At 51.8% G+C, this 19,613-nt stretch carries 20 protein-coding genes and 1 other annotated feature; of the genes, 6 read left to right on the plus strand and 14 right to left on the minus strand.

What is annotated here, in order from left to right:
• Window positions 1–75: 75 nt before the first annotated feature.
• A complete protein-coding gene (gene mecA / locus LG52_RS11650; protein WP_044732056.1) occupies window positions 76–756 on the minus strand; it encodes an adaptor protein MecA in 681 nt (226 codons plus the stop codon).
• 211 nt (window positions 757–967) lie between these two features.
• Between mecA and LG52_RS11655 the strand changes: the two genes are divergently transcribed.
• Window positions 968–1,627, plus strand: coding sequence for a TerC family protein (locus LG52_RS11655; RefSeq protein ID WP_044732057.1), 660 nt, complete (start codon window positions 968–970; stop codon window positions 1,625–1,627).
• A gap of 50 nt (window positions 1,628–1,677) precedes the next feature.
• Here LG52_RS11655 and spxA read toward each other — a convergent pair whose 3' ends face one another.
• Window positions 1,678–2,076 carry a transcriptional regulator SpxA gene (gene spxA / locus LG52_RS11660; protein WP_044732058.1) on the minus strand — a complete coding sequence of 133 codons (399 nt, stop codon included), beginning with the start codon at window positions 2,074–2,076 and terminating at the stop codon, window positions 1,678–1,680.
• 302 nt (window positions 2,077–2,378) lie between these two features.
• Between spxA and LG52_RS11665 the strand changes: the two genes are divergently transcribed.
• Window positions 2,379–2,561: a hypothetical protein gene (locus LG52_RS11665; RefSeq protein ID WP_011230317.1), complete on the plus strand. Its 183-nt coding sequence runs from the start codon at window positions 2,379–2,381 to the stop codon at window positions 2,559–2,561.
• 88 nt (window positions 2,562–2,649) lie between these two features.
• Here the strand turns inward: LG52_RS11665 and LG52_RS11670 are convergent, their stop codons facing one another.
• The 5 genes from LG52_RS11670 to LG52_RS11690 all read right to left on the minus strand — a co-directional run bounded on the left by LG52_RS11670 (window position 2,650) and on the right by LG52_RS11690 (window position 8,382).
• Window positions 2,650–3,585 (minus strand): ABC transporter ATP-binding protein, encoded by a 936-nt coding sequence (locus LG52_RS11670; protein ID WP_044732059.1) that lies wholly within the window; start codon window positions 3,583–3,585, stop codon window positions 2,650–2,652.
• Complete coding sequence (locus tag LG52_RS11675; RefSeq protein ID WP_044732060.1) at window positions 3,578–4,639, minus strand: ABC transporter ATP-binding protein; 1,062 nt, start codon at window positions 4,637–4,639, stop codon at window positions 3,578–3,580. The genes LG52_RS11670 and LG52_RS11675 overlap by 8 nt, the downstream gene beginning before the upstream one ends.
• 21 nt (window positions 4,640–4,660) lie before the next feature.
• Window positions 4,661–5,683 (minus strand): oligopeptide ABC transporter permease, encoded by a 1,023-nt coding sequence (gene opp3C, locus LG52_RS11680; RefSeq protein ID WP_044732061.1) that lies wholly within the window; start codon window positions 5,681–5,683, stop codon window positions 4,661–4,663.
• Window positions 5,680–6,609, minus strand: coding sequence for an oligopeptide ABC transporter permease (gene opp3b, locus LG52_RS11685; RefSeq protein ID WP_044732062.1), 930 nt, complete (start codon window positions 6,607–6,609; stop codon window positions 5,680–5,682). Before opp3b ends, opp3C begins: the two co-directional genes overlap by 4 nt.
• 120 nt (window positions 6,610–6,729) lie before the next feature.
• On the minus strand, window positions 6,730–8,382 hold the full coding sequence (locus LG52_RS11690) for a peptide ABC transporter substrate-binding protein (protein ID WP_044732063.1): 1,653 nt from the start codon (window positions 8,380–8,382) through the stop codon (window positions 6,730–6,732).
• Between the two features lie 418 nt (window positions 8,383–8,800).
• Here LG52_RS11690 and LG52_RS11695 point away from each other — a divergent pair, with 418 nt between their 5' ends.
• Window positions 8,801–9,175, plus strand: coding sequence for a DUF3899 domain-containing protein (locus tag LG52_RS11695; RefSeq protein WP_044732064.1), 375 nt, complete (start codon window positions 8,801–8,803; stop codon window positions 9,173–9,175).
• Window positions 9,176–9,225: 50 nt separating this feature from the next.
• Window positions 9,226–9,459: a binding site (T-box leader), on the plus strand.
• Window positions 9,460–9,511: 52 nt separating this feature from the next.
• Window positions 9,512–10,498 (plus strand): tryptophan--tRNA ligase, encoded by a 987-nt coding sequence (gene trpS, locus LG52_RS11700; RefSeq protein ID WP_044732065.1) that lies wholly within the window; start codon window positions 9,512–9,514, stop codon window positions 10,496–10,498.
• A gap of 61 nt (window positions 10,499–10,559) precedes the next feature.
• On the opposite strand, the gene LG52_RS11705 is transcribed toward trpS, so the two are convergent.
• The 5 genes from LG52_RS11705 to LG52_RS11725 form a co-directional block, all read right to left on the minus strand.
• On the minus strand, window positions 10,560–11,300 hold the full coding sequence (locus LG52_RS11705; protein WP_044732066.1) for a YjbA family protein: 741 nt from the start codon (window positions 11,298–11,300) through the stop codon (window positions 10,560–10,562).
• 85 nt (window positions 11,301–11,385) lie between these two features.
• Window positions 11,386–11,592 carry a hypothetical protein gene (locus LG52_RS11710; protein ID WP_011230308.1) on the minus strand — a complete coding sequence of 69 codons (207 nt, stop codon included), beginning with the start codon at window positions 11,590–11,592 and terminating at the stop codon, window positions 11,386–11,388.
• Window positions 11,593–11,729: 137 nt separating this feature from the next.
• Window positions 11,730–12,533 carry a DUF2268 domain-containing protein gene (locus LG52_RS11715; protein WP_044732067.1) on the minus strand — a complete coding sequence of 268 codons (804 nt, stop codon included), beginning with the start codon at window positions 12,531–12,533 and terminating at the stop codon, window positions 11,730–11,732.
• Window positions 12,534–12,677: 144 nt separating this feature from the next.
• The gene (gene fabF, locus LG52_RS11720) at window positions 12,678–13,916 is read right to left on the minus strand and encodes a beta-ketoacyl-ACP synthase II (RefSeq protein ID WP_044732068.1); all 1,239 of its coding nucleotides are present in this window, start codon (window positions 13,914–13,916) and stop codon (window positions 12,678–12,680) included.
• Window positions 13,917–13,956: 40 nt separating this feature from the next.
• Window positions 13,957–14,889 carry a beta-ketoacyl-ACP synthase III gene (locus tag LG52_RS11725; protein WP_044732069.1) on the minus strand — a complete coding sequence of 311 codons (933 nt, stop codon included), beginning with the start codon at window positions 14,887–14,889 and terminating at the stop codon, window positions 13,957–13,959.
• Window positions 14,890–15,146: 257 nt separating this feature from the next.
• On the opposite strand from LG52_RS11725, the gene LG52_RS11730 reads away from it, so the two are divergent.
• Window positions 15,147–15,398 (plus strand): hypothetical protein, encoded by a 252-nt coding sequence (locus tag LG52_RS11730; protein WP_044732070.1) that lies wholly within the window; start codon window positions 15,147–15,149, stop codon window positions 15,396–15,398.
• Window positions 15,399–15,559: 161 nt separating this feature from the next.
• Here LG52_RS11730 and LG52_RS11735 read toward each other — a convergent pair whose 3' ends face one another.
• Window positions 15,560–16,291 carry an alpha/beta hydrolase gene (locus LG52_RS11735; RefSeq protein WP_044732071.1) on the minus strand — a complete coding sequence of 244 codons (732 nt, stop codon included), beginning with the start codon at window positions 16,289–16,291 and terminating at the stop codon, window positions 15,560–15,562.
• A 142-nt stretch (window positions 16,292–16,433) separates the two neighbouring features.
• Between LG52_RS11735 and LG52_RS11740 the strand changes: the two genes are divergently transcribed.
• Window positions 16,434–16,622, plus strand: coding sequence for a YjzD family protein (locus tag LG52_RS11740; protein WP_011230302.1), 189 nt, complete (start codon window positions 16,434–16,436; stop codon window positions 16,620–16,622).
• A gap of 351 nt (window positions 16,623–16,973) precedes the next feature.
• Here LG52_RS11740 and clpB read toward each other — a convergent pair whose 3' ends face one another.
• On the minus strand, window positions 16,974–19,568 hold the full coding sequence (clpB, locus tag LG52_RS11745) for an ATP-dependent chaperone ClpB (RefSeq protein ID WP_044732072.1): 2,595 nt from the start codon (window positions 19,566–19,568) through the stop codon (window positions 16,974–16,976).
• Window positions 19,569–19,613: the final 45 nt, after the last annotated feature.

Here is a 19,613-nt window from a genome sequence, read left to right on the forward strand (position 1 = left end):
TTCATGATGGCCGTTTTTCTTCCGCTAACGTAGAAAACGCCGATTTCTGGCGGCGAAATCGGCGGAATGGAAACATTATGGGGCTGGAAAATACGTTTTGATCGTTTCGAGTGCATTGTCGCCCATAATTTCAGTCCCGTATTCTTCAAGTCGATAAATCGTCAGCTGGGAATCGCTTCCGTATTCCAACAGAAGGCTGAGCATATTGTCCACTTCCTGCTCGGTGTAGCGCTCGTCAAACTCGACGAACAAGTAATAGCGGCCTTCAAATTGGAACAGGCGGTTCGACAGCTCGGAGAAGTCGGCGCGGTGAGCCAAGGAAATGACGTCCTCGATGTCCTTGAACGAAAGGATGAACTGAAGAACGTCTTGCTCTTCTCTCTCCTCGGCATCTTCGGTTTGGCCAAAGTGGAAATGGTGGCCGAACAGCGATTCCACCTTTTCATCAGCTGACAGCGAAAACTCGCGCCATTTCTCTTCTGGAAGCGGCAGCTCGAGCTTGCTTCCGTCTTTGGACAACTGCGCTTTCGTCACGACGACTTCAAGCCCTTTTTCGAGCGCCTGCACTTGGATCCAAAGCGGGCCATCGAGCGAAAAATCGCTTTCCCCATGAACTTCATCCATCATTTCCCAAAACAATTCTTCGCTTCGTTCCCGATTGTACCAAATTTCCTCGCGGTCAAAGCCGCGCTCCTCTATATCAACATATGAAATGTAAAATTTCACGGTATGCTCGTTGATGCGTTCGATTTCCATTTTCTCAACTCTCCCTTCTAAAACAGAGAAATAAAAAAGGAAGGGATTGTGCCCCTGAAACTATTTAAATAAAAACTTATGATCTTGTACTTTTATTTTATGATAAAAAGCGAAAGAAGGGAAATAAAAAAACGCATTTTTAAAAATTGGTTATGAAACCGGCCATGCCCTACTATAATGATGATGAACACGGACGGAATGAGGGACGCCTATGGTGGATGAATACATCGTTTCCATCTTGCTGATTATCGGCATTGATGTCATTCTTGGCGGGGACAATGCGGTTGTCATTGCGCTAGCAAGCCGCAACTTGCCCGAACAAAAGCGGAATGTGGCCATTATTGTCGGCACCGCGCTGGCGATCGCTGTTCGCATTGTCTTGACGGTGGCCGTCGTTTGGCTGTTGACGATTCCGTTCTTGCAGCTCGCTGGAGGCGTCGTCCTCTTTTGGATCGCCTTGAAACTGATCGGGCAAAAAGACGCAAAACCGACTATGATCAAAGCCGAACCGTCGCTTTGGAAAGCCATCCAGACGATCGTCGCAGCCGATGTCGCCATGGGGCTTGACAACGTCATCGCCATCGGTGGAGCGGCTCAAGGCCATATCGGACTTGTTGTGTTCGGTTTTCTCTGTTCCGTTCCTATCATTATTTTAGGCAGCAAAATCATCCTTTATGCCATGGAACGGTTCCCAATCCTCATTTATGCCGGCGGCGCCCTCTTGGCATACACCGCTGGAAAGATGATCGCTGCCGAAGAACGGTTGCGCCCGTTTTACCCCCCGAATGGGGAGGCGCTGTTTCCAATGGCGGCGGCCGTTCTTGCCGTTTTGCTCGGCTTGGCGGCCCACCGCCGGTCGCGCGCCGCATAAAGCAAATGATAAAAAACTTCTACATGGCAGACCATGTAGAAGTTTTTTTATTACCCGTTCACCAGCCGCTGCGCTTCACGAAGCTGATACGCCCGCACTTTGCGCGGCAGGAAGCGGCGGATTTCATCTTCGTTGTAGCCGACTTGAAGCCGCTTTTCATCAATGATGATCGGTCGGCGCAAAATGCCTGGGTTTTTTTGAATAAGTTCGTACAAATCTTGCAACGGCAGAGACTCCAAGTTAATGTTCAGCTTCTGGAATACTTTTGAACGGGTGGAAATAATCTCATCCGTTCCCGTTTCCGTCATCCGCAAAATCTCTTTAATCTCCTCGACCGTGAGCGGCTCGGAGAAAATATTGCGCTCGACATAAGGAATATTGTGCTTCTCGAGCCACGCCTTCGCCTTCCGGCATGACGTGCAGCTCGGTGATGTGTATAGCTTGACCACTTCGATCACTCCTTTTGACAAGGAATCCCTTGCTTCCCTCGTCCGTCACACGACAGACGTGCACCGCTATGCCGGTTTGACGTCTGACAGCATAGCAGCACGGCCTGGACGCCAGTCTGGCGATCAGCCACTTTGCCAATCGTTTGCAAATTGAAATGACTTTAACATGATATATTATACAATACATCAGCCAAGAAAGATATAGTTTTTCGATGATAAATGCAATTTTCTTTCTTTCCTCTTCCAATGCGAAGGCAAATCCTCTACAATCAAAGTAGAAGAGGAAAAGGGAGGAAGAACCGATGGCCGGCTATTTCATCGACTTTGCCATTGCTTCGGCATTGATCGTCGTCCTCACCGCATTGATGGGGAACATCAGCAACACAATCGGAGAGCGGATGTTCGGCCGAAACAAAAGTGGAAAGCATGTCGAGGCCTCTCGCCGCATCCAGCAAGGATGGAAAGTCGTCGGGGGAAAAAAATAACGCGCCAAGACAGGCGCATAGGTGGGCGCCGCCTCTTTCACCGTTCGCATCATGCGGCGATGAAGGAGCGGCGCTCTTTTCTATTCTGCTAGGCATACATCGCCCGATACTGCTTATACTCTTCCTCCGAACAAAGCACAAAATGGCCAGGCGTAATTTCACGGAATTCAAGTTCCTCTCCATCTTTGTAGCCATGTTGCGCTGGGTCGTAAACGATCCGCTTGCGCGTCCGCTCCGTTTCCGGATCAGGAAGCGGAATGGCCGACAACAAAGCTTTTGTGTACGGGTGGATCGGATTGCGGTACAGCTCTTCCGATTCAGCGAGCTCGACCATTTTCCCGAAATACATGACGCCGATCCGGTCGCTGATGTATTTGACCATCGACAAGTCATGGGCAATAAACAAGTACGTCAACCCTTTTTCACGCTGCAGGCGCTTCAGCAAGTTGACGACTTGCGCTTGAATGGAAACGTCAAGCGCCGAAATCGGCTCATCGGCGATGATGAATTCCGGCTCGACGGCAAGCGCCCGGGCGATGCCGATCCGCTGGCGTTGACCGCCGGAAAACTCATGCGGGTAGCGGCTGGCATGCTCGCGGTTCAAGCCAACCGTCTCAAGCAATTCATACACGCGCTGCATCCGTTCTTCTTTCGTTTTCGCGAGCCCGTGGATGTCGATGCCCTCAGCGATAATATCGGCGACCGTCATCCGCGGATTCAAGGACGCATACGGATCTTGGAAAATCATTTGCATTTTCCGGTTTAACTCTTTCAGCTCTTTTTTCGATTTTTTGCCGTGAACATTGACGCCGTTAAACAGCACCTCCCCGTCTGTCGCCTCATACAGCCGGATGATCGTCCGCCCCGTTGTCGACTTGCCGCAGCCCGACTCGCCGACAAGGCCGAACGTTTCCCCTTTATAAATGTCAAACGTGACGCCGTCGACCGCTTTCACCACCTCACCGCGGCCGGCTGGGAAGTATTGTTTTAAGTTTTTCACCTCGAGCAGCTTTTGTCTAGCCACGCGGTTTCCCTCCTTTCCGGGCGACGATGTCAGCGAACCGTTCCATCCGCTCGCGCACGATAGCCGGCGGTTCCACTTTCGGCGCCATTTCATGCAACAGCCATGTCGCCGCATAGTGCGTATCAGACACTTGGAACATCGGCGGCTCGAGCTCGTAGTCAATTTTGAGCGCATACGGATTTCGCGGCGCAAACGCATCGCCTTTTGGCGGATTTAACAAATCCGGCGGCGAACCTGGGATCGAATACAGCTCCGTATCTTTATGATCAAGGCTCGGCATCGAGGCCAGCAACCCCCACGTGTACGGATGCTTCGGATTGTAAAAAATTTCATCCACCGTGCCGATTTCCACGATTTTCCCGGCATACATCACCGCCACGCGGTCGGCCATGTTGGCGACGACCCCTAAATCATGGGTGATGAAAATAATCGACATGCCGAGCTTTTTCTGAATGTCTTTCATCAACTCCAAAATTTGCGCCTGAATCGTCACATCAAGCGCTGTCGTCGGTTCATCGGCGATCAAAATTTTCGGATTGCACGCCAAGGCGATGGCGATGACAACACGCTGGCGCATCCCGCCGGAAAATTGGTGCGGGTATTGCTTCATGCGCAGCTCGGCGTTTTTAATGCCGACGAGCTGCAACAGTTCAATCGCCCGCTTGCGCGCTTCGTCTTTCGACAGCTTTTGATGCTTTAAAATCGCTTCCATAATTTGTTTCCCAATCGTCATCGTCGGATTGAGCGACGTCATCGGATCTTGGAAAATCATTGAAATTTCCGCACCGCGGATCGACTGCATTTCTTTCTCCGACAGCTTGGTCAAGTCTTTTCCTTCAAATAAAATTTCCCCTTGCTTAATCCGGCTCGGCGGTGTCGGCAACAGGCGCATCAACGCCTTGGATGTCACGGATTTCCCTGATCCCGACTCGCCAACGATCGCGAGCGTCTCCCCTTTATACAAGTCGAACGTGACGCCGCGCACGGCTTGCACTTCACCGGCATGGATGTCAAAAGAAATGTGCAAATCGTTCACCTGCAAAATTTTCTCCATCGGTTTCACCCCTTCCGTCGGTTATTTGCGCATTTTCGGGTCAAGCGCATCGCGGATTCCGTCTGCTACCAAGTTGAAGCTTAAAATGAGCAAGCTGATGACAATCGCCGGAATAATCATCAAATGCGGATACGTCTGAATCGATTTGTATCCATCATTGACAAGCGAGCCAAGCGACGCTTCCGGCGGACGGATGCCAAGGCCGATAAAGCTCAAAAACGCCTCAGTGAAGATGGCCGATGGAATCGTGAACATCGTCGTAATAATGATCGGGCCGATGACGTTCGGGATCAAATGTTTGAAAATGAGCCGTGATGTCGGCGCCCCAAGCGTCCTTGCCGCCAACACGTATTCCATGTTCTTTAATTTCAACACTTGTCCGCGCACGATCCGCGCCATCGTCGTCCAACCGGTAATGACCATCGCCAACGTGATGGAAATGATTCCAGGCTCAAAAATCAAAATGAACAAAATGACCATAATTAAATACGGGATGCCGTTTAAAATTTCGATGATCCGCTGCATCACATTGTCGACGCGGCCGCCATAGTAGCCGGAAATGCCGCCGTACGCAATCCCGATCAACAAGTCGATCAACGCCGCCAGCAAACCAATGTAAAGCGAAATGCGCGTGCCATACCACGTTCTCACCCACAAGTCGCGGCCTAAGTCATCCGTGCCGAACCAATAGTACTCTTTTACGCCGCGCTGTTTATACACATCAACGCCGTTCGCATCCCGGCCGTCAAACGGAAGCCAATGAACATGCTCGAGCACCGGGATTTTCGGCGGAAGTTTCGCATGCCGCAAGTTTTGATCTTTATACGTCCGGTCGCTCGCCATCGGGGCGATGATCGCCATGAGCGTCAAAATGATAATCATCACGAGCCCCACGATCGCTGCCTTGTTTTCCCGAAGGCGAAGCCAAGCATCTTGCCAAAACGTCAAGCTCGGACGATTGATTTTTTCCTGCTCACCGACGTTCGGCGGGGCGGGCTGAAACCATTCCGGTGAAAGTTGTTCGTATTGTTGTTTCGCCATCATTTTTTCCCTCCCGCTAACCGGATGCGTGGGTCGACAACCCCGTACAACACATCAACGATGAAGACTGCCAAAATCAACAAGGCGGAATAAAACAACGTTGTTCCCATAATAACCGGGTAATCGTTCAGTTCAATCGAACGGACAAACTGCTCTCCAAGACCAGGGACAGCAAACAGTTTCTCAATGACAAGCGTTCCCGTCATTAAATTGACAGTCATCGGGCCTAAAATGGTAATGACAGGAATAAGCGAGTTGCGAATCGCGTGCTTCATAATGACCCCCGCTTGACTGATCCCTTTCGCCCGAGCCGTCAAAATGTAGTCAGAGCTCAACACTTCCAACATCTCGGTGCGCATAAAGCGGGCGATGCTGGCGATGACCCCGACAGACAGCGCCAATGTCGGGAGAATTGTATATTTGAAGCCTTCCCAAAAGGCGACCGGAAGCCACTGCAGTTTCACAGCGATGAAATATTGCAAAAACCCCCCTAACACAAACGACGGGATCGAGGCGCCCAACACCGCAATGACGGTAGCTGTATAATCTTCCCAATGATTGTGTCGAATCGCAGCGATAATTCCGAGAATCAACCCGACGATCGTTCCAAAGACAATCGCTTGAAACCCGAGCTGAGCCGACGGGCCGATTCGGTCGCTGATGAGCTCTGTCACTGGACGGTTGTCATATTGGAACGATACCCCCAAATCCCCCTTCAATAAATTTCCTAAATATTGAATGTATTGAACAGGAACGGGCTTATCCAATCCGTACTCTTTTAAAATGAGCGCCTTCTGTTCCGGCGTCAATTTTTCTTGGTTTTGCAGCGGCGAACCAGGCAACAGCTTCATTAAAAAGAACGTCAACGTAGCAATAAGAAACAACGTGATGATCATATAAACGAACCGCTGAAGCGTATACCGCGCCATGACCGCACCTCCTCTGCTTTTCTATAATCTTCGTTGTTTTTCGACATTTTTCGCCTCATCAGTCAAAAGGAGAGTATATGCCTATGCATATACTCTCCTCCGCATCTCTCAAGAGAACGGTTACTCAATATACGCCCATTTCAAGCTGTAGTCAGCGCCGAACGTGTGCGTGACGAAATCTTTGACGTATTCACGTTGCAAATACGCAGCGCCGCGTTGGTACAGCGGAGCGATCGGCATTCCTTCAAAGACGATTTTTTCTGCTTTCAGCATTGCATCCCAACGAGCTTGTTGATCGTTGGCAAGCGTCGTTTGCGCGTCTTTGATCAGCTTGTCGTACTCAGGATTCGACCAGCCTGTTTCGTTGTGCGGGCTTGTCGATGTCCAAAGCTGCAAGAACGTCATTGGGTCTTGATAGTCCGGACCCCAGCCAGAGAACGACAAATCATATTGCATGCTGCTTTCGAGCTTCAATTTTTGTGCAAACGGTTGTTGTTTAATATTGATCGTCAAGCCCGGCAAGTTTTGTTCAAGCTGCGCTTTCACATACTCGCCGATTTTCTTCGCGCTGTCGCTGTCATAGTTCAACAGCTCAAGCGTAAATTTGTCTTTGCCAAGCTCTTTTTTCGCTTGCTCCCACAGTTTTTTCGCTTCATCCGGATTGTAAGTGACTAAATCGCCATTGACATCACGGAAGTCTTTGCCGTCCGGACCGGTGACGAAGTCCTTCGGAACAGTGTAGTTAGCCGGCACCGAACCGTTGTTAAGCAGCGTATCCACCATCGCTTGCTTGTCGATCGCCATTGCAATGGCTTTGCGGGCGTTGACGTTGTTCAACGGTTCTTTTTTCGTGTTCATGCGCAGCCAGTAGAGCGACGGATCCAATTTCGTGTGGAAGTTTTTGTCGTTTTTGTACTTATCGACGAACTCCGCCGTCAAGCCGACGCGATCCGCTTGTTTTGTTTCATACAAGTTGACGGCCGTTGCCGTGTCTTTCACGACTTTCACATTGACTTTTTCCAGCTTGACGGTGTCTTTGTCCCAGTAGTTCGGGTTTTTCGTGTACGTCCAGCCTTGTTCGTGCTTCCACTCGCTTAAGACGAACGGGCCGTTGTACAGCGTCGTGTTGGCTTCAAGACCGTATTTCTCGCCTTGCGCTTTCACAAATTTTTCGTTTTGCGGCATAAACGTGCCAAACCCTGTCAAGCCGACGAAATACGGAACCGGGTTTTTTAGCTCCACTTGGAGCGTGTAATCGTCAAGAGCTTTGACGCCGAGCTGGTCAAGCGGCAGTTTGCCCGTGTTGACTTCTTCCGCGTTTTTAATGTCGTACATGATGTACGCATACTCGGATTTCGTTTTCGGATCAAGCACACGCTTCCAAGCGAACACGAAATCGTGCGCCGTCACCGGATCGCCGTTTGACCATTTCGCGTCTTTGCGAAGCTTGAACGTATACGTTTTGCCGTCTTGGCTCACTTCATAGCTTTCCGCTACTCCCGGCACTGGCTTGTTGTCTTTGCCTAAACGGTACAGGCCTTCCATGACGTTGTTCAAAACGATGAACGATACTTGGTCGGTGGCAATCGCTGAATCAAGCGTCGGAATTTCCGAAGAATCGAGCAAGTTCAGCACCTGCTCCTTCTTCTCCGCCGGCTTTTCGCCGCCTTGACCGCCTTGGGCGTTGTTGTTGTCCTTGCCTCCGCCGCACGCTGCGAGGAACGTTGACAGCGCGAGAAGCAGGACGAGGAAGAAAGAAAATCGCTTCTTCACTAAAAACCCCCCTTAATATGTAGTGTATTACAAATCTTCTGAACCATTTGGTTTCAGAAGATTGTACTTACATCGCTTATTATATCCTGTGTTAATATATTTGAAAAGAATTTTTTTATTTTCTTAAATAAAAAAATTTCAAACTACTTGCAAACGGAATGAAGATCGGATTGCATTTCCATCTGCATTGTAACGACTTTTGTCACAATTGTAAATAAAAAATTTCTGCCTACAGAAAAAGAAAACGCTTACAATATAATTTTTTTGCCCTTCCTCTCAGCTTCGAAGCAAATCTCTCCTGAACTTCCATATTTCTTCTATATTTTTCAATATAATTTTGTTAATAATTTTGACAACCTTCCCGCCCACAAGGTTTATGATAAAATAAAAATGACAGCAGAAAGGCGGGAACAATGACATGAAACAGATCGCTGTTCGAACCGGATGGCTTGTTGCCGCGATGCTGGCGGTGAGCGCACTCATCGTCGCGGGACAAGGTGTATGGACCGCGTTGGCCTTTATTAACGTTTCGTTTTTGCTTTCCCTTTTGCCTCTGTCGCTCGGCGGGCTTTTGTTTGTTTATGAACGCGGTTTTTTCAACGGATTCGCATACGGGTTTCGCCGATTGCGCAGGAATAGAACGAAGGTGGAGCGGTATCTTGAGGAAGCGGCAGCAGAACATGAATCAGATGAGCCGCTCGGTCCGCGGCGTTTCGCCATCACGTATCCGCTTCTCTTTTCTGGTCTGCTTCTGTTTCTGGCGATGATCGCCGCCGGATATGCCGTGCAATAAGGTTGCAACAGCTGAATGTTTTCCGTATAATGTAAGGCAAATGTAGGATAAACTAAGCGATGAGAAAGAAGAGTACATATGGCGATGCCTTCAGAGAGCTTGTGGACGGTGCGAACAAGCGGCTAGCCATATGGAATGGGCTTTCGAGCTTCCCGCTGAACCGACGGCGCAGTAGGCGAGGACGTTTCCCCGCGTTACAGGGGGCCATGCGTGAAGCATGGGCTGAGCGATTGTGCTTGTTGGCGCAATAAGTAGGGTGGCACCGCGGTCCTACCGTCCCTATCAGAGGGATGGCAGGGCCTTTTCATTTTTCATTACCATCGAGGAGTGAGAACGATGAAAACGATTTTTTCCGGCATTCAGCCAAGCGGCATCATCACCCTTGGCAACTACATCGGGGCGATGCGGCAGTTTGTCGAGCTGCAGCACGAATACAACTGCTATTTTTGCATCGTCGACCAGCACGCCATTACCGTTCCGCAAGACCCACACGAACTGCGGCAAAACATTCGCCGCCTCGCCGCCTTGTATTTGGCGGTCGGCATCGACCCGACGCAGGCGACGTTGTTCATTCAGTCGGAAGTCCCGGCGCACGCTCAAGCCGCTTGGATGCTGCAGTGCATCGTTTATATCGGGGAGCTTGAACGAATGACGCAGTTTAAGGACAAATCGGCCGGCAAGGAGGCGGTCAGCGCCGGACTGCTCACGTATCCGCCTCTGATGGCTGCTGACATTTTGCTTTATAACACAGACATCGTTCCGGTCGGCGATGATCAAAAGCAACATATTGAATTGACGCGGGACCTTGCCGAGCGCTTCAACAAACGGTACGGCGAGCTGTTCACCATTCCCGAGGCGCGCATTCCGAAAGTCGGCGCCCGCATCATGTCGCTTGTCGACCCGACGAAAAAAATGAGCAAATCCGACCCCAACCCGAAAGCGTACATCACACTGCTTGACGATGCGAAAACGATCGAAAAGAAAATCAAAAGCGCGGTCACCGACTCGGAAGGAACGATCCGCTACGACAAAGAATCGAAACCAGGCATTTCGAACTTGCTTAATATTTATTCGACGCTATCCGGCCAATCGATCGAGGAGCTGGAGCGGCAATACGAAGGAAAAGGATACGGCGTCTTCAAAGCCGACCTCGCTCAAGTGGTCATCGAAACGCTTCGGCCGATTCAAGAGCGATATCACCATTGGATGGAAAGCAAGGAGCTTGACCGCGTGTTGGATGAAGGGGCGGAAAAAGCAAATCGGGTGGCATCGGAAATGGTGCGCAAAATGGAGCAAGCCATGGGGCTCGGGCGGCGGCGATAAATAGCCGCATCCAGCGAAGCCATACAAAAACGGGCAGGCGCCTATCGCCTTGGCCCGTTTTTTAATTGACTTTCGGTTCTTGCTCCATTTCCCACAGTTTTTCAAAAAATGGGTGCCCTTTGATCAAGTTTTCGCACAGTTGCTCATGTCGTTCCGACCACCCGTATTTCGTCTCGTTATACAATTGTTCCCACGCTTCATCAAAAGACATTTTTTGAATAGCGGCGTATTTTTCCGGCGCCCATTCCGTATACCAATAGCGCATCTGGGCAGTATTTTTTGTCGAATAAAGCTGGTCAAGCGCCATAAACAGCAGCTGTTTCAACTGCCGCTCTTTGCGCGTGAGTCCGCACATCAGTTCCGGCGCCGGCGATAAAATGTGGTATTCTTTTTCATACCTCGGCAGCGGATAGTCCCGTTCCTCCGCTTCGGCCGCCATTTCGTAGACGAGTTGTTCCTGGCGCGGAATGAGGCGGCTTTTGCGAATCGGAATTTGATAACCGATTGTATCGACAGCCAAAACGCCGGCGCCGTCCGTGACAACGAAACAATAGTCCAACTGAATGCGTTCATGGTTTTTGCGGACATACGCTTTCTGATGCACATCGTCTAGCAGCGGTTTCGGAAGGTCGGACAAGCTGTTTTCAACGTAATGAAACAGGGCCGGGGATACTTTTAACAGCGGCACTTGGTCGAGCAGCTCGATTTGGTCGTCCTTGCGCCATTCGTGAAAATGGCAGACGTTGTATCCGTTCTCTTCTCCTTCAAACCAGTTGACCCAAATGTCGTGCAGATAAAGCATGAGAGACCCCTCACTTCCAGACGTGTTTGTCCATCAGTATAGGCAGAGGAGGAGAATTTTATTCCATTTCATCCTCTTTTCCCCTCTAGGGGCTGCGGCTTGGAAACGTCAAGCTCCCCCACATCAAAAGAAGGCCAATAGGGAATAAATAACATTCCACCCTTGTCGAAATATAAGATAAATATTCGCTAAAACCTCGCTCTGGAGTGATGATGTTCAAATAGGCGATCACCATCATGCCGCCGACGACCGAAAAACCGAAGCCGACCAAATAAAAAAACAGGCGGACCACCGGGCTTTCCCTTCCTTCTTGTCCACGTCCTTGTTCTACATATATGTCGTCGCCATGGACAACATGCCTGTTTGCGCCCGATGCCCCATAAGATTCTTGTGATCACCGGACAGCGTCGGTCACCATGCGGTTTCGAGCTAAGACGCTCCTTGCTGTTCGCCTGAAAAGCCCGCCAACTCCGCGATGTCTTTCGCTTCCATCGTCATCAATTGGGCGAGCGAATATCCTCTTTCTAGGCAACGACGGACGATGGCATACCCAACGGCATAGCCCCCCATTTTCGGATGCCATCCATGTCCGTACAAAATGCGGGAAGTATGTGGATGCGAAACAGGCAAATGGTGGTTCGGGACAATATAGCGCCGCCAAAACCGTTCCATCTCTCGATCGGTGTAATACTTCGTCCAGACCGCGCACTGCTCGGCGCCGATCATCTCGGCGACGGCATGTTCCGCCAATCCTTCCATAACGACTGCATCCAGCAACGTCGCATCTTCGCCTTCATTCGGCAACTGTTTGAGACGGCATACATGGTTGTATTCATGCACCACCAACGCAGCGATCTCCTCGTCGCAATGATCAGGCAGCAAGAAGAAAAACAATTTATCGGCAAACGCCACCCCGCCTTTTCCTTGGAACTCGCGCGCAAGCTTCCGATTTTCATCATCAGCCGGCAGCAAAAATACCGGAACGTCTGGTCCTTTCCATATCCGCCTTTGCCGTTCGTACAAACGGCCAAGACGTTCCCAAAGACGGCGCTCTTTCATCTCCGGCAAAAGCCGCTCGGCCTGCCGGGCGCTTCGGTACATGCCATACAGCCGTAAATAGCTGTAAATCTCACGCGCCGGCATCTTGCCAAAAAGCGGCGCCAACCGCGCGCACAACCGGAGCGGATCGCCTTCATCCTCTTCAAGCCATCGATCGGTCGGAAGCAATCCCATCGCTTTTCCCTCCTTTTCTCTTACGTTATGTCGGCAGGGAAAAGACGGTGAAACAAAACAAAAAAGAGAGCCTGACGCTGAACCGAACCCGCCGTTATTCACGCGTTTTCGGCTCCGCTCAACCAAGGCTCTCCTTTTCATCCATTACGCATATTTTTTAAAAATCAATGTCGCATTATGGCCGCCAAATCCAAATGAGTTGCTTAAGACCGCACGCACGTCTTGCTTGCGCGCTTCATTCGGCACATAGTCGAGGTCGCATTCCGGATCCGGCGTTTCGTAGTTGATCGTCGGCGGAATGATGCCGTCGCGGATCGCCAGCACGGAGAAAATCGCTTCCACCGCGCCGGTCGCCCCGAGCAAATGCCCGGTCATCGACTTCGTCGAGCTGACAGCGAGCTTATACGCATGATCGCCGAATACTTCTTTGATCGCCGCCGTCTCATACTTATCATTGTACTCGGTGCTCGTGCCGTGGGCGTTGATGTAATCGATCTCCTCCGGCTTTAGGCCAGCGTCATGAAGCGCCTGGCGCATCGCCCGCACGCCGCCTTCGCCGCCCGGCGCCGGTGCGGTGATATGGTACGCGTCGGCGGTCGCACCGTAACCGACAATTTCTGCGTAAATCTTCGCGCCGCGGCGCAACGCGTGCTCCAATTCCTCAAGAACAACGATGCCCGCTCCCTCACCCATGACGAAACCGTCGCGGTTTTTATCGAACGGACGGCTCGCCGTTTTTGGATCTGGATTGGTTGAGAGAGCCGTATTGGCGCAAAAACCGGCGAACGACATTTTCGTAATCGGCGCTTCCGTCCCGCCAGTGATCATGACATCGGCGTCGCCGCGCTGAATGACTTTAAACGCATCACCGATCGAGTTCGCCCCGGTCGCGCAAGCGGTCACCGTGCACGAATTGATCCCTTTCGCTCCGAGGATGATCGATACTTGCCCAGCGGCCATATCCGGGATCATCATTGGCACGAAAAACGGGCTCACTCGGCGATAACCGCGCTGCTGGAAAATCTCAAACTGCTGTTCAAACGTCTCCATGCCGCCGATGCCAGAACCGATCCAAACACCGACCCGTTCAGCGTTGCTTTCATTAATGTCGAGATTGGCATCTTTGACCGCCATGAGCGCCGCAACGACGGCGAATTGGGTAAATCGATCCATCTTCCGCGCCTCGCGGCGGTCGATAAACAGCGACGGATCGAAGTCTTTCACTTCCGCCGCCACTTTCGCCGGAAAGTCGTCCGGATTGACACGGGTGACCACATCGATGCCGGACTGGCCGGCGATAATGTTTTTCCACGTCGTTTCTGCGTCATTCCCAAGCGGGGTGACGGCGCCTATGCCTGTCACGACGACTCGTCTTTTTTCCATCGTTTCCGTCTCTCCTTTTATTTCGATAATATACGTGCCGTTAACGGCCCCAGCGCAAAGCGATCGCGCCCCACGTCAGCCCGCCGCCGAATCCGACCATAATGATGAGATCATCGTCATGGATTTTGCCCGCTTCCAACTCTTCGACAAGCGAAATCGGAATGGATGCGGCCGACGTGTTGCCGTACCGACGGATCGTGGTCGATATTTTCTCTTCCGGCAGCTCGAGCCGCTGTCTGGCCGCTTCGACGATGCGAATGTTCGCTTGATGCGGAATGAGAAAGTCGACATCGTCTTTCGTGAGCCCGGCTTTTTCAAGCACACGCACGCTTGATTCTCCCATTTGCCGAACGGCGAACTTGAATACTTCACGGCCGTTCATGACGATATATTCGTCTTTGTATAAATGTTTTCCTCCTGTTCCGTCAGCTCCTAATTCGAAAGATAAAATGCCGCGTCCGGGAGACACCGGACCCATGACGACCGCTCCGGCGCCGTCCCCGAACAGCACCGCCGTGTTGCGGTCGGTCCAATCGGTGATTTTCGATAGTTTGTCTGCCCCCACTACTAATATATACTTGTAGACGCCTGTGTCAATAAATTGGGCGGCCGTGACCATCCCGTACATAAACCCCGCGCAGGCGGCGCTAATATCAAGCGCAGCAGCGTTGACAGCGCCAAGCCGCTCTTGAAGCATGCAAGCGACCGACGGAAACGGACGGTCCGGAGTGACGGTGGCAACTAAAATGAGATCAATATCCTTCGCCTCCATGCCAGCGTCTTGAAGCGCCCTTTCTGCGGCAAAATACGCCATATCGGACGTATCGATGTCATCTGCTGCGATGCGGCGTTCCTCGATCCCGGTGCGCGTCCGGATCCATTCATCCGATGTATCCATCATTTTTTCCAAATCAAAGTTGGTCAACACTTTTTCCGGCACATAGCGGCCGACCCCGATAATTCCTGCTCCCATATCATCCATCTCCTCTTTCTTTCCCAAAATGGAAAAAAACGCTCACGCTGACAACCAAACTCGAATGTACAATCAGTCTACATCACCAATTATTATTACTTGGTACTAATTTTAGCTGAAAGAGCGCGGATGCGCAATAAAAAACAAAAGTTGAACCAGCGCTTTCCGCGCCCCTAAGGCATTTGTCCAAACCGCTTTTTCCTTTCTGCCATACAATACAAATACGAGCAACCATCGCATGAAAGGGAGGATCGCCCATGGCCAACGGCGAAGCACAAGAACAACACGGTGAACCGCGCGACCGTTTTTCCCGCCTGATGTTCGGTCCTTTTCCACTCCGACCAGCCGGCGATCGCGAAGACCAGGGGAACGGGGCGGAGCCGCCTTTACTGCCGAACATCGATTTCATGAAGCTGTTTGAAAACGTCCATACGCTAGCCGACTCATTGCAACAATTAAAACCGCTCGTGAAAAAAATCACCTCGCTCGCCGACTTATTGAAAAAATAGCAGGGGCTGGCCCAAAAAAGCGGTCATGCCCCTATCTGAGTTGACATGGAAAAATAGACCACCACGAAAAACCCGGTAAAACCAAGGGCTTCAGAGGTGATCTCGTTCCCATACTTCGGATACAAAAAAGGAGTTTTTGAATCAGCTCCTGCCCTTGTCGTTTACGGGAGTTCATTGTATTGGCAGAAAAATTGCCCGATTTGCCGAGCCAGTTGGCGCCGTTTCTCCGGCAGCTCGTAAACGACGCGCACCCGGTTGTTTGTCGTTTTCATCCATTGTTCATATTTGCGGCTGTGCAAAGCGGATGGATACGGGCTCACTCCAGCCAGCTGCCAAATCGTCACCGGAACGTCATGAGGACTGAGAAAGAGGGACGGAACAGCCTCCGGCACCTCTTCTTCTTTCAAGCCATAGGCAGTCGCGATTTCCTTCACCATCCGCCGGTACACGAATGGATGTTCCTGTTCATAGTCAAGCTGAGCGCGTACGTCAAGGCAGGGGTTGATCATGGCGACGGCGCGGATTTGGCTTGGCATGGCGCCAAGCAGCTGCAAGGCGACGAGCGCGCCCATTCCTTCGGCGACGATGTAGATGCGCTGGTTCACAATTTCGCTTTTCAACACGGAGTAAATGAGCTGGCGCGCCAGGCGGACCGCTTTCGGGCTTCCCCAATGCCGGCCGTACAAATGGGACGAAAAGACCGTATACCCACGCTCCAGCCAATCATCCAGCCATTGGCGCCGCCCGGGATGCTCGAGCCAAAAACTCGTCTGTTCATTCACAAAATGGTCGCCGTCGCCCATTAAAAAAAGGGCAAACCCATTGGGGCGCTCCGGCACGTGAACGATGCACCATTGCTCATCGAGTTGAAAAAACCGCCATTGTCCTGCCATCGTTTCCGTTCACCCTTGTTTGGCAATGCATAATGGTACAGTATACGATATGCGCGGCCAAAAAAAACGTCCGGGTATATGCCTACGCGGCAAATTGTGATAAGATAAAAAAAGAAATGACGCGAAGATGGGAGGAACAAAGATGCGCTTGTTTTGGACGTTTTTCTGGACGTTTTTGCTCGTGCAAATGGCGACGTACGTCATGGGCTCGATGCAGGGCATCGGCTACAACTTCGCAACCGGTGCTTTGCTTGGCGTCATCGTGACGATCTTAGTCTTCGTAATTGCAGCCTTGATTCCGGACGAGCCGGCCGGGGATCACCATCATTGATCATTCGCTTTATAAGACAACGCCTTGGGACGAAAAAACCCCAAGGCATTGTTTTTTGATGTGATGAGCGGTCCATCCCCCATTATGTTTCGCGACTATATAGATGCAGCGAAAACGTTTAACATATCCTTGATGGAAAAGCGGCTTGTCCATTTTTGACTGTCGAAGGCAAGCCCCGGGCTTCTTCGTCACGCCTTGACGTGACGGAAGACCGAACAACCACCTCTTCACAGACCCATACATGGGTGTGGAATCGGCGCTGTTCGGTCGATCGACAGTCGATCCAATGCTCGGTAAAAGCTGCAAAAGGTAAAGCTTCAAATTGCATCTATATAGACACCGCTGTCACGTTCAACCCACCTGCACCGACGGGCGAATGACCAGTTTCCCGTTTTCCGCATCGACGATGACGGTGCTGTAATCTTTCACCCGCCCAGCGATCAACTCTTTGGCGAGCGGCGTTTCGATTTGCTTTTGCATAAACCGTTTGAGCGGCCGAGCGCCGTATACCGGGTCGAAGCCCGCTTCGGCGATGTATTGCTTCGCCGCTTCGGTCAACACGAGTTCGATATGCCGATCCGCCAAACGGCGCGACAGTTCACGGGCGAACTTTTCGACGATGCCTTTCACTTCATTCATCGACAATGGCTTAAACAAGACGATATCGTCGATTCGGTTTAAAAATTCGGGGCGGAAATGGGCGCGCAATTGGTCAAGCACTTGCTGGCGCGTTGATTCATCGATTTCGCCATTTTTGTTTTCCAACAAAAGCGGTGAGCCGATGTTCGACGTCATAATGACAACCGTATTTTTAAAATCGACCGTCCGCCCTTGCGAATCGGTGAGCCGTCCGTCATCAAGCAGCTGCAGCAGGATGTTGAACACTTCCGGATGAGCTTTTTCGATTTCATCGAACAACAGAACGGAATACGGCTTGCGCCGCACCGCCTCGGTCAGCTGGCCGCCCTCCTCATAGCCGACATAGCCGGGCGGCGCTCCGATCAAGCGGGAGACGGCGTGTTTTTCCATATACTCGGACATGTCAAGACGGATGAGCTGCTCCTCACTGTCAAACAGCGCCTCGGCGAGCGCTTTGGCAAGTTCCGTTTTGCCGACGCCGGTCGGTCCGAGGAACAAAAACGATCCGATCGGACGGTTCGGGTCTTTCATGCCGGCCCGCGCCCGCAAGACGGCGTCCGCGACAAACTCGACCGCTTCGTCTTGACCGATGACCCGTCTATGCAGCAATTCATGAAGGCGAAGCAGCTTTTCCCTCTCTCCCTCGACGAGGCGGGTGAGCGGAATGCCAGTCCAGCGCGACACGATTTCGGCAATCTCTTCTTCCGTCACTTCCTCGCGCAGCAATTTCCCTTCACTTTGCTCACTGATTTCTTCCTCGAGCTGTCTGAGTTGCTTTTCCAACTGCGGAATGCGGCCATGGCGAAGCTCCGCCGCCTTGTTTAAATCATACTCGTTTTCCGCCTCTTCCAGTTCGCGTTTTGCCCGCTCGAGCGCCTCGCGCAAACGGCGGACGCGGTCAAGCGCTTCTTTTTCTTTTTGCCATTGCGCTTTCATGGCGTTCGCCTTTTCACGCAAATCGGCAAGTTCTTTTTGCAATGCCGCAAGCCGCTCGCGGCTCGCTTCATCCGTTTCTTTGTTTAAGGCCGCCTCTTCAATTTCAAGCTGCATGACGCGGCGCATCACTTCGTCCAGCTCCGACGGCATCGATTCCATTTCCGTCCGGATCGTCGCGCACGCTTCATCGACCAAATCGATCGCTTTGTCAGGCAAAAAGCGGTCAGAGATGTAACGGTCGGACAAAACGGCGGCCGCGACGAGCGCGCGATCGTGGATTTTCACTCCATGGTGCACTTCATATCGCTCTTTCAATCCGCGCAAAATCGAAATCGTGTCCTCGACGCTCGGCTCTTGGACAAGCACTTGTTGGAAGCGGCGCTCGAGCGCCGGGTCTTTTTCGATGTATTGCCGGTACTCATCAAGTGTCGTCGCCCCGATGCAGCGCAGCTCGCCGCGGGCAAGCATCGGCTTGAGCATATTGCCGGCGTCAATCGCCCCTTCCGCTCTGCCTGCACCGACGATCGTATGCAGCTCGTCAATAAACAAAATGATGCGGCCGTCGCTTTTTTTGATTTCGTTCAATACCGCTTTCAGCCGTTCTTCAAATTCACCGCGAAACTTTGCTCCGGCGACGAGCGCGCTCATATCAAGAGCGAAAATCGTTTTGTCTTTCAGCCCTTCCGGGACGTCTTTGCGCACGATGCGTTGAGCGAGCCCTTCGACAATAGCGGTCTTTCCGACGCCCGGCTCGCCGATCAACACCGGGTTGTTTTTCGTCTTCCGCGACAAAATGCGGATGACGCGGCGAATTTCACTGTCGCGGCCGATGACTGGGTCGATTTTTCCAGCTTTCGCTTCCGCGACAAGGTCGCGCCCGTATTTTGCCAACGCTTCATAGGTTGCTTCCGGATGTGGACTCGTCACGCGTTGATTCCCCCTTACGTTTCTCACTGCGGCTAATAGTGCTTCCTTCGTCAGTCCAAACGACGCCAGCTGCCGAGCGACCGGTTCGGCGCCATGAGGCAACGCGAGCAGCACATGTTCGACCGATATGTACTCGTCTTGCATTCGCTTCGCTTCGTTTTCCGCCTTCTCAAGCAGCCGCGCCAAGGCGGGCGCAACATACAGCTGCCCGTCCGCCCCATGCACTTCAGGCTTTTGGCGAAGCTGGCTGTGAAGCCAGTCAGCGGCCTTTTCCTTGTCGGCGCCGGAAAGCTCCACGAGCCGCGGCGCCAGGCCGCCTTCTTGTTCGAGCAGCGCAATCAAGAGATGCTCGACATCAAGCTGTTGATGATGTCGTTCTTTGGCGAGCGACTGCGCTGCCATCAGCGCCTCTTGCAGTTTTTCCGTCAAACGGCTTGCGTCCATGCCGTTCCCTCCATTTGACCTTCTTTGACCATAAATCATTATAGC

The sequence above is a fragment of the Geobacillus kaustophilus genome, assembly GCF_000948285.1.
GTDB classification, from domain to species: Bacteria; Bacillota; Bacilli; order Bacillales; family Anoxybacillaceae; genus Geobacillus; species Geobacillus thermoleovorans_A.

What these genes read in the sequence shown, in the direction of transcription:
- mecA (WP_044732056.1), bottom strand. Translation starts at nt 756, where the DNA reads ATGGAAATCGAACGCATCAACGAGCATACCGTGAAATTTTACATTTCA.
- LG52_RS11655 (WP_044732057.1), top strand. Translation starts at nt 968, where the DNA reads ATGGTGGATGAATACATCGTTTCCATCTTGCTGATTATCGGCATTGAT.
- LG52_RS11665 (WP_011230317.1), top strand. Translation starts at nt 2,379, where the DNA reads ATGGCCGGCTATTTCATCGACTTTGCCATTGCTTCGGCATTGATCGTC.
- LG52_RS11675 (WP_044732060.1), bottom strand. Translation starts at nt 4,639, where the DNA reads ATGGAGAAAATTTTGCAGGTGAACGATTTGCACATTTCTTTTGACATC.
- opp3C (WP_044732061.1), bottom strand. Translation starts at nt 5,683, where the DNA reads ATGATGGCGAAACAACAATACGAACAACTTTCACCGGAATGGTTTCAG.
- opp3b (WP_044732062.1), bottom strand. Translation starts at nt 6,609, where the DNA reads ATGGCGCGGTATACGCTTCAGCGGTTCGTTTATATGATCATCACGTTG.
- LG52_RS11695 (WP_044732064.1), top strand. Translation starts at nt 8,801, where the DNA reads ATGAAACAGATCGCTGTTCGAACCGGATGGCTTGTTGCCGCGATGCTG.
- trpS (WP_044732065.1), top strand. Translation starts at nt 9,512, where the DNA reads ATGAAAACGATTTTTTCCGGCATTCAGCCAAGCGGCATCATCACCCTT.
- LG52_RS11705 (WP_044732066.1), bottom strand. Translation starts at nt 11,300, where the DNA reads ATGCTTTATCTGCACGACATTTGGGTCAACTGGTTTGAAGGAGAAGAG.
- LG52_RS11715 (WP_044732067.1), bottom strand. Translation starts at nt 12,533, where the DNA reads ATGGGATTGCTTCCGACCGATCGATGGCTTGAAGAGGATGAAGGCGAT.
- fabF (WP_044732068.1), bottom strand. Translation starts at nt 13,916, where the DNA reads ATGGAAAAAAGACGAGTCGTCGTGACAGGCATAGGCGCCGTCACCCCG.
- LG52_RS11725 (WP_044732069.1), bottom strand. Translation starts at nt 14,889, where the DNA reads ATGGGAGCAGGAATTATCGGGGTCGGCCGCTATGTGCCGGAAAAAGTG.
- LG52_RS11730 (WP_044732070.1), top strand. Translation starts at nt 15,147, where the DNA reads ATGGCCAACGGCGAAGCACAAGAACAACACGGTGAACCGCGCGACCGT.
- LG52_RS11735 (WP_044732071.1), bottom strand. Translation starts at nt 16,291, where the DNA reads ATGGCAGGACAATGGCGGTTTTTTCAACTCGATGAGCAATGGTGCATC.
- LG52_RS11740 (WP_011230302.1), top strand. Translation starts at nt 16,434, where the DNA reads ATGCGCTTGTTTTGGACGTTTTTCTGGACGTTTTTGCTCGTGCAAATG.
- clpB (WP_044732072.1), bottom strand. Translation starts at nt 19,568, where the DNA reads ATGGACGCAAGCCGTTTGACGGAAAAACTGCAAGAGGCGCTGATGGCA.